Below are 11,488 nucleotides of genomic sequence, written 5' to 3'. Positions count from 1 at the left end.
CCCCCTCATCCGGGATCGTCGGGTCAGAGGTGGCCGGGGCGCTGGTCGGCCTGGTGGATGGCCTCGCCGGCGATCTCGATGTGGACCTTCTTGCCGACCAGGAAGCCGCCGCTGTCCAGGGCGACGTTCCAGACCAGGCCGTAACTCTCGCGGTTGATCTCGGCGGAGGCGCTGAAGCCGATGATGTCGCGGCCGTACGGGTCGCGGCGCGCCCCGCCGAAGGTGAGCTGCAGATCGACCTGCTGGGTGACGTTCTTGATCGTCAGGTCGCCGGTGACCACGAAGCGGCCGGCGCTGCGGCCCGCCGCCTCGGGCAGGTCGGCGACCGCGCCGCGGCGGTTGAGGCGGTTGTTGCGCAGCCGGGCCCATTCGAAGATGGCGTCGTTTCCGCCCTGCCATTTGACACCGGTGCTGCGGTATTCCAGGGTGCGATAGACCTCGACGTCGAGAAAATCGGGACTGCGCAGATGTGTGTCGCGGTCGGCATTGTTGGTGTCGATACTGCCGGAGAAGATGGTGGCGGTCACCGACGATTGCAACGGGTCGTGTCCGACAATGATCGTCGCCGTCGCCTCGACGAATTCGCCGCGTACGGGACTCACCATCATGTGCTGGGCATGAAAGCCGACCCGTTTGTGTGCTTCGTCGAGGACATAGACGCCGGGATCCGGAATGGTCACGCCGTTCCAGACCCGGGTGGGGCGATCGGACACCGCTCAGATCTCCTGGTCGTCGAGGATCGGTTCACACCGTCGAGGTCCGGTCGATCTTAGAAGGCGAATGTTTCATCAACCCGGGAGAATGCATCCAGGGGCACGTGACGGCTCACACAATAATCAGAGAACCCAACAATTCGGATATCCCGCGCTTCACGCAATTTTCAGGCGTAACCAGGTGGCGAGGTCGTGCAGCTCCGCCTCCACACCTTCGCGCATCGCCGCGGCGAACGGGACGTCCTCGTGGATCGCGTCGACCCGCAGCACACCGGCCTTGTGGTCGGCCTTGGCGTCGACCTTTCCGATGAGGCGGTCGTGGAACAGGATCGGCAGCGCAAAAAACCCCCAGCGGCGCTTGGCCTTCGGCTTGTACATCTCCAGGACGTATTCGAAGCCGAACAGCTCGGCCAGGCGGACACGGTCGTGGATCAGCCGGTCGAAGGGTGACAACAGCGCCGTGCGACCGGTGAAGGGCTTGCCGATGGCCTCCGGGTCGACCCGCCAGACGCCGCGGGTGCCCTCGACCGTCACCTCCTCACCGGACTCACCGACCGCGCCCGGTTCCATGCCGGTGCCGCGGTTGGTCGTGCGGGTGATGCCCATCGAGGTCAGGCGCCGGTGCTCCCGGATCCGCTGCGCCTCGGCCAGCTCGACGACCGGCGTACCGGCGGGGTGGACCCGCTCGGCGAGGTCCCAGACGCGCTGCCGGCCGCGGCGCCCGGTGATCGCGACCTCGCCGAGCATCATCATGAACTCGAGCATCTGCGTCACGTTGCGGTTGTTGGTCCAGCCCGACGACGGCCACGACACGGCGCTGGTATCCGGGATGTCCCGCGAAACCAGCGGCCCGGAGGCGGCAAGCCGGGCCAGGATGTCGCGCCGGAACGTGTCGTTCTCCGCCAGCCAGGCCTTGTGCGACTCACGGTAGGGCCAGACCGTCATCGCGGCGAGGTACAGGCCCAGATCGCTCATCGGCCGCACCATCGCGTTGTGCTCGAACAGCGTGCGATCGCTTTCGAGGGCCTGCTTCACCTGCTCCGGCCGGTACGCCGAACCCAGCCGGCTCCATAGCACCAGGTCCACGTTCGGCGCCACCGCGGCGGTCGGGTCGATCTGCAGCAGGGTCAGCTGCCGCGCCACCGCCAGCAGATCCGACGGCCGGGGCAGGTCGAGCAGCTGTGCCCGTACGGCGATGCGCCGGGCCTCGTCGAGATCGAGCTTGCGCAGGGCCATCGCGCGAGGCTAACCGTCTTCGCGCACCCATGTGACCCCGTAGACCCGGGCAGCACTCAGGATGTTGTCATCCGCCGATCCTGTCCAACTCGGCCAGGTCCTCGGCGGAGAGCTCGAGGCCCGCGCCGGCGACGTTCTCGCGCAGATGGGCCACCGAGGACGTACCCGGGATCAGCAGGATGTTCGGCGAACGCTGCAGCAGCCAGGCCAGGGCGACCGACATCGGCGTCGATCCCAGCCGCGCCGCCACTGCCGAGAGCGCCGAGGACTGCAGCGGGCTGAAACCGCCGAGCGGGAAGAACGGCACGTAGGCGATGCCCTGCTCGGCCAGGGTGTCGATCAGCTTGTCGTCCTGGCGGTAGGCGAGGTTGTACATGTTCTGCACGCACACGATCGGCGCGATCGACTGCGCCTCGGCGATCTGGTCGTCGGTCGCGTTGCTCACACCCAGGTGCCGGATCACCCCCTGCTGCTGGAGCTCGGCGAGCGTCTCGAACGCCTCGGCCAGTGAGCCCGGCACTGTGCCCTCGGCGTTGCCGAGCCGCAGGTTGACCAGGTCGAGCACCTCGACCCCGAGGTTCTCCCGGTCGGTGTGCACGGCCCGGCGCAGGCTCTCCGGGTCGCGCGCCGGGGGCCAGCCGCCCTGCGCGTCACGGTTCGCGCCGACCTTGGTCACCACGTGCAGCGTTTCCGGGTACGGGTGCAGGGCCTCCCGGATGAGCTCGTTGGTGACGTGCGGACCGTAAGCACCACTGGTGTCGATGTGGGTGATGCCGAGGCCGGCGGCCTCGCGCAGAACGGCGAGCGCGCCGTCGCGGTCGGCGGGCGGTCCCATGACCCAGGGGCCGGCGAGCTGCATGGCGCCGTAGCCGAACCGGGTGACGGTCAGGTCGCCGAGCGTCCAGGTGCCGCCGGGAAGAGAACTGATGGACATGCTGATACCTCTCTCTGACGGATGCCTGCTTCACTATCAGGGGGTAACTTCCTGACGGGAAGTAGGCACCTGCGAGTGCGTAAGTCACCCGTGCGGGAGGAACAGGCGATGGCGACGATGACCGCGGCTCAGAAGAGGGCGCAGACCAAGGCGGAGTACAACGCCTTCCTGGCCGGCTGCCCGAGCCGCCAGCTGCTCGACCGGATCTCCGACAAGTGGGTGACGCTGGTGCTGGCCGCCCTGGGCAGCGACGACATGCACCGCTTCGACGACGGGTGCGCCGGAGAACCCCGGTCGCTGCGCTACTCGGAGCTCTCGCGCCTGCTGGCCGGTGTGAGCCAGAAGATGCTGACCCAGACACTGCGCGCCCTGGAACGCGACGGCCTGGTCACCCGCACCGCGACGCCGACCGTGCCGGTCACGGTGACCTACGAGCTGACCGACCTCGGTCTGTCGCTGCACCAGCTGATGCGCGGCCTGAAGTCCTGGGCCCAGGACCACATGGACGACGTCTTCACCCACCGCTCGGCCTTCGACACCCGGGCCGGCGGATAACGGCGGCGACCGGATGGCATTTGGGTAGAATGTCGGCATCCGGGGGTCGTCGGCGAGGGGACGCGGGTGAGCGGCATGACGCATGCGCAAACGGAACCGCCGGTGCCCGAGGAGCTGCAGTGGGCGCTCGCCGAGGCCGGCAAGGAAGCCGTCGCGGTCGCCCCCGGCTGGTTCCGGGCCTGGCCCACCGGTGACGAGAAGTGGTCGGTGGTCAACGTCCGCTCGGCCACCCAGGTCATCGTCAACCACAGCCGCGAGGACGACCGCCATCCGAACGCCTGGACGGTCCGCGCCCTGTTCGGCGACAAGGCCGTGGAGCTGCGGGTCGGCCCGTACGACAACAAGGCCCAGGCGATCTGGGTGGCCCACGCGATCCTCAACATGGCCTTCAATCCCGCATAAATAGGCGGCACCGGTGGCCACCGCGGCGCTACGGTCCCCGGATGGATTCCCCGGACGACCACTTCGGCGACCAGGTGGCCGCGACCTACGACGACCCCTCGGCCGCCGAGTTCCGCCCGGAGGTCGTCGACCGCATTGCCGGCGTACTGGCCGAGCTCGCCGGTGACGGCCCCGCGCTCGAGTTCGCGATCGGCACCGGGCGCATCGCCCTGCCGCTGGCCCGGCGCGGCGTCCCCGTCCACGGCATCGACCTGTCACGGGCGATGGTCGAGCGGATGCGCGCCAAACCCGGCGGCGACCAGCTCGAGGTGACCATCGGCGACTTCACCACCACCGCGGCCGGCGGCGGGCCGTTCTCGCTGGCCTACCTGGTCTACAACACGATCATGAACGTGACCACGCAGGAGGCCCAGGTCGCCTGCTTCCGCAACGCCGCCGTGCACCTTGCGCCCGGCGGGTGCTTCGTCGTCGAGGTCATGGTCCCCGAACTGCGGCTGCTGCCGCCCGGCCAGCACGTCAGGCCGTTCTCCGTCACCGACACCGGCTGGGCCTACGACATCTACAACTTCGCCACCCAGGAGATGAGCTCCAACTACGTGACCGCCACCGACGGCCGCGGCGAGTTCCGCTCCATTCCTTTCCGGTACGCGTGGCCGGCCGAACTCGACCTCATGGCCCAGCTCGCGGGACTGCGGCTGCGCGACCGCTGGAACGACTGGGACCGCAGCCCGTTCACCAGCGACAGCACGCGGCACGTCTCCGTCTGGGAGAAGCCCCGGTGATCCCGGTGCTGTGGGTGTGCGGGCCACCTGGCGTCGGCAAGACCAGCGTGGGCTGGGAGATCTACACCCGGCTGAGCGGTTCCGGGGTAGCGTGCGGTTACGTCGACATCGACCAGCTCGGGATCGTGGACCGCGACCCGCCGTTCGACCCCGGCCGCCACCGGCTCAAGGCCCGCAACCTCGCCGCCGTCATTTCCGGGTACGCCGCAGCCGGCGCGAGATGTGTGATCGTGTCCGGCATCGTCGACCCTGACCACGGCGTGCACACCGACGATCTTGCGGGGCTCGCGTTGACGATGTGTGTGCTGCGCGCCGACCGCGACGAGCTGAACCGGCGCTACCAGGGCCGTGAGGGCGCCGATGCCACCGCGCCGTCGGTGCGCCAGGCGGTCGCCGGGCCGAGCATCGAGGTGGACACCACCGGGCCGACCGTCGCGGCGGTGGCCGGAAAGATCCTCGAGCGCACCGGGTGGCCGCGGGTTCCGGATGCTGTGGGCGTACCGGGAAGGGCCGGGAGTGACCCGGCAGGGGCCGGCGCTGAACCAGGAGGGCCCCAGGGACGGCCGGAAGCGGTGAGCGAGCCGGCAGAGGACGGGCTGGAGGGACCGGTTTTGTGGGTGTGCGGGCCCACCGGGGTGGGCAAGTCCAGCGCGGGCTTCACGGTTTTCCTGCGGACGCCGCGGGCTGCCTTCGTGGACCTTGATCAGCTCGGGTTCTGTGCGCCCGTGCCGATCGCTCAGGCGGACCGGTTGCGCATTCTGGGGGCGATCTGGCGCAACTACCGGGCCGCGGGTGCTCAGGCGCTGGTGCTGGTCGGGCCGCTGGAAGGTGCAACCACGGCGACCGTGGCTCGCCTGCACGCCGGGCCCACCCAGCTCACCGAGCGGATCCTGCGGCGGGGACGGGGTGGTGGCAGCTGGCCGCAGCCCGGCGATCCGCTGCTCGGCCGGCCCGAGACCGAGCTGCGGCGCCTCGCCGCCGAGGCCGCCCGGGACGCCCCGCTCACCGGTGACAGCATCGAGACCGATGGGCGGAGCGTCGAGGAGGTCGCCGGCCTGATCCTGGCGCGGACCGGGTGGCCGGGCTGAGTCAGACCGCCCACCAGATGGTCGTGTCGGCGGGGATCTCCACCTCGGTGCCGGACAGGTCGACCGGGCCGCTGGTCAGCAGGGCGCGGCCCGGCAGCGGCAGGCGGACCGGGGCGGCGGTCATGTTGACCGTGCAGCGGAAGTGCGGCGCGCGGTCGAAGACCAGCAGACCGTCCGGAGCGTCGCGCCAGCTCAGGTTGTCGGCCGCGCCGAGCGCCGGATCCGCGCGGCGCAGCGCCAGTGCGGCGCGGTAGAGCTCCAAGGTGGAGCCAGGATCGCCCTGCTGGGCCGCGACGCTGAGCGCCGCCCAGGAGGCCGGCTGCGGGAGCCAGCTCGGGCCGTCCGGCGGGCCGAAACCGTACGGTGCGCGGTCGCCCTCCCACGGGATCGGGACGCGGCAGCCGTCGCGGTAACCGTCCTGGCCGCTGGCGCGGTGGAAGGCCGGGTCCTGGCGGACCTCCGGCGGCAGGTCGACAACCTCGGGCAGACCGAGTTCCTCACCCTGGAACAGGTACGCCGACCCGGGCAGCGCCAGCAGCAGGAGTGTCGCCGCGCGGGCCCGGCGCAGACCGGCGACCGGGTCGACGGCGGTGGGACGGCGGCCGGCGACGTCACCCGCGTCGGTCTGCAGCAGGCGGTTGGTGTGGCGCACGACGTCGTGGTTGGACAACGTCCAGGTCGCCGGGGCACCTACCGTACGCAGTGTGGCGAGGGAGTCGTCGATGACCTGACGCTGGGCGCCCGCCTCCCACGCCGTACCGAGGTAGCTGAAGTTGAAGGCCTGGTGCAGCTCGTCGGGGCGCACGTAGTTGGCCACGCGGTCGAGGCTGGGCGCCCAGGCCTCGGCGACGGCGATGCGCTCCCCCGGGTATTCGTCGAGGATGCGCCGCCAGCTGCGGTAGATGTCGTGAACGCCGTCGCGGTCGAAACACGGGCTGACGCCGACGTCGAGCAGGTGCCATTCGGTGGTGGCGCCGACGTCCGGCAGTCCTTCGGCCTTGACCAGTCCGTGGGCGACGTCGATCCGGAAGCCGTCGACACCGAGGTCGAGCCAGAAGCGCAGAATCGTGCGGAACTCGTCGGCCACGGCCGGGTGATCCCAGTTGAAGTCGGGTTGCTCGGGGGCGAACAGGTGCAGGTACCACTGGCCAGGGCTGCCGTCGGCGTTCGTGGTGCGGGTCCAGGCCGGGCCGCCGAAGATGGACCGCCAGTCGTTGGGCGGGAGGCTGCCGTCCGGACCCTGACCGGCGCGGAAGTGGTAGCGGTCCCGCAACGGCGAGCCCGGCCCCTCGGCCAGCGCGCGCCGGAACCATTCGTGCTGGTCCGAGGAGTGGTTGGGGACCAGGTCGACGATCACCCGCAGGCCGAGCCCGTGGGCGTCGGTGATCAGCGCGGCGGCGTCGGCGAGGGTGCCGAACATCGGGTCGACCGTGCGGTAGTCGGCGACGTCGTAACCGGCGTCGGCCTGCGGTGAGGCGTAGAACGGCGACAGCCAGACGGCGTCGACGCCCAGGTCACGCAGATAGGGCAGGCGGCTGCGGATGCCCGGCAGGTCGCCGATGCCGTCGCCGTCGGAGTCGGCGAAGCTGCGCGGATAGATCTGGTAGATGACCGCGTCCCGCCACCAGGGGCTGGGCTCGGCCGCCGGAGAGGGCGCCGCCGAGGGCACCGTCAATTGATCGGTCATGGCGGCTGACGCTAGCAGGTTACTAACTCGTGTTACATAGGCAGCGGCCGCTTAAATCGGAGCCACGTCTACGCGGGTTTGGCGGCCGAGTCGCGGACGATCAACGTCGTGCCGAGCGACTGGTGCGGGTGCTGGTCCTCACCGCGGATCGCCGAGATCAGGAAGTCCGCGGCCGTGCGGCCCTTGGTCACGATCGGCTGCCGGACCGTGGTCAGCCGGGGCCGGAACCACGCCGACTCGGCCAGGTCGTCAAAACCGGTCACCGACACCTCCCCCGGTACGTCGATCCCCAGCTCCTGCAACGCATCCACCGCGCCGTACGCGAGCACGTCGGAGAGCGCGAGCAGGGCGGTCGGCGGCTGCGGGCCGGTCATCAGGGCCCTGGTCGCGCGGTACCCGTCCGTCCGCGTCACCGGCACCTCGGCCAGCCGCACGTCGTCGATCGTCAGGGCGTACTCGGAGAGCGCCTCGGTGATGCCGGCCATCCGCCGGGCGAGCGGGCCACGGTAGCCGCGGACAGCACGGTCCGGCCCGGGATCCATCGACACGATCGCGAGCCGCCGGTGGCCCAGCTCCAGCAGATAACGGGTGACCTCGCGGGCACCGCCCTGATCGTCGACGTCCACACTGGGCGCACCCTCGTACCGGTCGCTGTCGATCAGCACGAACGGGATGTTGCGGCGTTCGAGCTCGGCGACCTCACCACGGTCGGTCTCGAGACCACAGACGATGAAACCGTCGACCGCGGCGTACGGGATGGCCTTGAGGACCGAGTCCTGCAACGGTGGTGTCAGCAGCAGGGTGTAGCCCTCCTGGTCGCAGACCTGGCCCACACCCATCAGGAACCGCGCGTAGTACGGGTTCTCCATGATCCGGGCCAGCCGTTGCGGCAGCAGCACCCCCAGCGACTGGGTCGTCCCGGCCTGCAGCATCCGGGCCAGGGTGTTCGGGGTGTACCCGAGCTCGTCGGCCGCGGCGAGGATCCGCTCACGGGTGGCGGTGGAGATCCGCTGCGGGTTGTTGAAGGCGAACGACACGGCCGACCGCGAGACCCCCGCGGCGGCGGCGACATCGCTGGACGTCGGCTTGCCGCCGGACTTTCTCGACGGCATCGCGCCGACCTCCCTCGATGAGCGCCTACGATAACCCAGCCTCGGCCAGCGCCTGCCGGATCACACCGTGCAGGTCGGCGCTCTCGTCGTCGGCCAGCACGACCATCGCCGCATGATGCTCCGGCAACCAGGCGGCGAAGGTCAGATAGCCGGGATTCTGGCCGGGATGGAAGTACGCCCGGTGATTGCCGACCGTGCCGACGTAGAGGCCGTACCCGTAGTGGGGCCCGAAGAACGAGCGGCCCAGCACCCGCTCCTCCCCCGTCGGAGCCAGCGGCGCGGTCAGCACCGCGCGCGACTCCCACCCGAGCAGATCGCCGGTGTGCAGCGCGCGGGTCCAGCGGGCCAGATCCCCGGCGGTCGACCACACGCGGACCCCCGGCCGGGGCGGAAGGCCCCCGGGCAGCGGCTCTCCGTCGCGGTGCCCCCGGGCGGTGCTGGTGCCGGTGCCGTCCGGGCGGGCGGTGGTCGTCGAGCCCATCCCGGCCGGTGTGAAGAGGTGCTCGCTCAGGAACGCCGTGTACGGCTGACCGGCGGCCTGCTCGACGATCCGCGCGACCATGAGATAGCCCGGATTGCTGTAGTGCCACCGGATCCCGGGCCGGCTGCGCGGCTCGACGGTGGCGAGCAGAGCGAGATACTCCTCGACGCTGAGAGTCGCGGTGGCGTCGAAACCCGCGGCATCCTCCCAGTGACCGGTGCCGGAGGTGTGGGTCAGCAGGTGATGCAGCGTGGCCTCACGCCACCACGGCGGGCCGTCCGGCAGCCAGTGACTCACCGGCTGGTGCAGCTCGAGCGCACCCCGCTCGGCCAGCAGCAGCACGGCCACCGCAGCAAACTGCTTACTCAGCGAAGCCACCGGAAACCGCACCTCCGGCGCCGCCGGCACCAACCCGTCAACGGTAACCAGCGCTCCGGCGTGCGGCCCCTCGACAGTCCACATGGCCGACAGGCTAGCCCTCCGGGCGGCCACAGAGCAGGGGTCAGGACATCGGTAGGTGGATGGTGAAGGTGGTTCCTACGCCTTCGGTGGACTGGACCTCGATGTGGCCGCCGTGGTTGTCGACGACTGTGCTGACGATGGCGAGGCCCAGGCCCGTGCCCGGGACCGCTTGGCGGACGGCGTTGCTGGCCCGGAAGAAGCGGGTGAAGAGCGCTTTCTGCTCGCCTTCCGGGATGCCCATGCCGGTGTCGGCGACGGTGATGACGACCTCGGTGTCCTCGCGGCGGACCAGCAGGGTGACCGTGCCGGTCGGTGGGGTGAACTTCACGGCGTTGGAGAGCAGGTTCATCAGGACCCGGTCGAGCTGGTCGGCGTCGGCGCTGACCTCGAGCGGGCCGTGCAGCTCGGTGTGCAGGCCGACCTCGGCCTTGGCCGCGGCCGGGGCGATCGCCGCGACCGCGCCCTCGACCAGGGCGATCAGGTCGAGAGGCAGCCGTGTCGTCTGGAACGCCCCCGACTCGATCTTGGAGAGGATGAGCATCTCCTCGATCAGCTCGCGCAGGCGGCGGGTGTTGCGGCCGATCACGTCCAGCATCCGGGTCTGCGGTGGTGTCAGCTCGCCGGCCTCGGCGTCCAGCAGCAGTTCCACGTACCCGGAGATGCTGGTCAGGGGTGTCCGCAGTTCGTGCGAGACGGTCGACATGAAGTCGGTCTTGGCGGTGTCGACCTCCTGGAGGCGGGCGACCAGCTGCTGCTCGCGCTCGTACAGGCGGGCCAGGTGGACACCGCGGCCGAGGTCGGCGGCGACCACCTCGGTCAGGCGGATGTCGACGGCGGTGAACGCGGGGCCGGTGTCGCGGATCAGGGTGAGCGCGCCGAGGCACTCGTCGCCCGCGCTGACCGCGACAGTCAGGACCGGGCCTCGGCCGATCTGTTCCCACGCCTGGCGTTCCGCCTCCGGGGGCCGGACGTCACCGGCGGGCGCCGGGTCGTCGGTCGCCCAGACGTCGCCGCTGTGCAGCCAGTCGACGGGGCAGCCGGCGAGCGGGGCCAGCGGGCCGTCGACGTGTTCGTCGTGCAGGCTGGTCAGCTGGGGTACACCGGCCTGACCGGGGGCCATCCGGACGAGCACGTGCTGCGCGCGCATGATCGGCGCCAGGCCCTGGATCGCCTCGCCGATCGCCTCGCGGACGGTGAGGTGCGTGCGGATCCGGTACCCGAGCTCACGGACCTGGCTGCGCAGCGCTGCTATGTCGCGTTCGGCCAGGCGGGCCCGGTCCCCTTCGTCGGCCATCGAGTTGACGGCGGCGGCGACGGCGCGGATCTCGGTCGGGCCGCTGCGGGCGTCGGCGCGGGCGTCGAGCTGACCCTGCCCACGCCGGGCCAGCACACCGACCACCTCGCCGAGCGGACGGGTGATGCGCCGGGCCGTGACCACCGCGGTCACCAGCGCGGTCAGCGCCGCGCCCAGGGTCAGCACGATCAGGACGACCAGGGTGATGCTGCCCAGCCGGGAGCTCTGCTTCTGCAGCGACTCGGTCCGCGCGGCCAGGTCGGCGTCGAGGGCCTGGTTGTCGGCCGCGAAGGCCTGGAAGAGCACCTTGCCCTCGCTGACGAAGCGGACCGCCTCGTCGCTGCGCGGCCGGGCCTGACGCTGCTGTTCGGCCAGGGCGAACCAGGCGTCGGCCCCCCGCAGCTGGTCCTCGACGGCCTGGGACTCCTGCGCGTCGGCGAGCGTCCGCAGATGCCCGCTGACCAGGGAATAGTCGCTGCGCGCAACGTGATAGGTGTCCAGCATCTGGCTGTCGCCGGTCAGCGAGAAGCCGCGGAGCCCCCGCTGGGCGTCGGCGAGCACACTGCGCAGCTGCGCGTTGGCGAGCTCGAGCGGCTGGACGTGGGTGGACAGCTCGCGGACCACCCGGTGCTGCAGCAGCACCGCGGTCATCTCGGCGATTCCGGCACACACGATCAGGGCCACAAGAACGGCAAAAGCCCTGGTCAGCAGGCGCCCGACGGAATGGTCACGGCGCATGGGC

The 11,488-nt window shown here is 70.7% G+C and carries 11 protein-coding genes; 4 read left to right on the top strand and 7 right to left on the bottom strand.

From position 1 onward, the window contains the following. Nucleotides 1-23: 23 nt before the first annotated feature. From AFR_RS11630 to AFR_RS11620, 3 genes are all read right to left on the bottom strand, one after another. Entirely contained in the window at nt 24-713 is a 690-nt protein-coding gene (locus AFR_RS11630; RefSeq protein WP_023360601.1) for a YceI family protein, read from the bottom strand. Nucleotides 714-869: 156 nt separating this feature from the next. Then, nucleotides 870-1,949, bottom strand: a complete 1,080-nt coding sequence (locus AFR_RS11625; RefSeq protein WP_023360599.1) for a DNA glycosylase AlkZ-like family protein — start codon at nt 1,947-1,949, stop codon at nt 870-872. 67 nt (nt 1,950-2,016) lie between these two features. Beyond that, nucleotides 2,017-2,883, bottom strand: a complete 867-nt coding sequence (locus AFR_RS11620; RefSeq protein ID WP_023360597.1) for an aldo/keto reductase family oxidoreductase — start codon at nt 2,881-2,883, stop codon at nt 2,017-2,019. Nucleotides 2,884-2,991: 108 nt separating this feature from the next. Here AFR_RS11620 and AFR_RS11615 point away from each other — a divergent pair, with 108 nt between their 5' ends. From AFR_RS11615 to AFR_RS11600, 4 genes are all read left to right on the top strand, one after another. Continuing rightward, nucleotides 2,992-3,438, top strand: coding sequence for a winged helix-turn-helix transcriptional regulator (locus AFR_RS11615; RefSeq protein WP_023360595.1), 447 nt, complete (start codon nt 2,992-2,994; stop codon nt 3,436-3,438). A 75-nt stretch (nt 3,439-3,513) separates the two neighbouring features. Further along, a complete protein-coding gene (locus AFR_RS11610) occupies nt 3,514-3,840 on the top strand; it encodes a hypothetical protein (RefSeq protein WP_041840797.1) in 327 nt (108 codons plus the stop codon). Between the two features lie 41 nt (nt 3,841-3,881). Beyond that, entirely contained in the window at nt 3,882-4,622 is a 741-nt protein-coding gene (locus AFR_RS11605) for a class I SAM-dependent DNA methyltransferase (RefSeq protein WP_023360591.1), read from the top strand. Then, entirely contained in the window at nt 4,619-5,710 is a 1,092-nt protein-coding gene (locus AFR_RS11600; RefSeq protein WP_023360590.1) for an ATP-binding protein, read from the top strand. The genes AFR_RS11605 and AFR_RS11600 overlap by 4 nt, the downstream gene beginning before the upstream one ends. A 1-nt stretch (nt 5,711) precedes the next feature. On the opposite strand, the gene AFR_RS11595 is transcribed toward AFR_RS11600, so the two are convergent. The 4 genes from AFR_RS11595 to AFR_RS43540 all read right to left on the bottom strand — a co-directional run bounded on the left by AFR_RS11595 (nt 5,712) and on the right by AFR_RS43540 (nt 11,484). After that, on the bottom strand, nt 5,712-7,397 hold the full coding sequence (locus AFR_RS11595) for a glycoside hydrolase family 13 protein (RefSeq protein ID WP_023360588.1): 1,686 nt from the start codon (nt 7,395-7,397) through the stop codon (nt 5,712-5,714). 68 nt (nt 7,398-7,465) lie between these two features. Continuing rightward, nucleotides 7,466-8,509: a LacI family DNA-binding transcriptional regulator gene (locus AFR_RS11590; RefSeq protein WP_023360587.1), complete on the bottom strand. Its 1,044-nt coding sequence runs from the start codon at nt 8,507-8,509 to the stop codon at nt 7,466-7,468. A 25-nt stretch (nt 8,510-8,534) separates the two neighbouring features. Next, complete coding sequence (locus AFR_RS11585; RefSeq protein ID WP_084297971.1) at nt 8,535-9,452, bottom strand: serine hydrolase domain-containing protein; 918 nt, start codon at nt 9,450-9,452, stop codon at nt 8,535-8,537. Nucleotides 9,453-9,492: 40 nt separating this feature from the next. Beyond that, complete coding sequence (locus tag AFR_RS43540) at nt 9,493-11,484, bottom strand: ATP-binding protein (protein ID WP_084297970.1); 1,992 nt, start codon at nt 11,482-11,484, stop codon at nt 9,493-9,495. Between the last annotated feature and the right edge of the window lie 4 nt (nt 11,485-11,488).

Origin of the sequence: Amorphoplanes friuliensis DSM 7358 (assembly GCF_000494755.1) — a bacterium.
GTDB lineage: Bacteria > Actinomycetota > Actinomycetes > Mycobacteriales > Micromonosporaceae > Actinoplanes > Actinoplanes friuliensis.
This window is presented reverse-complemented; position numbering and strand designations above follow the sequence as displayed.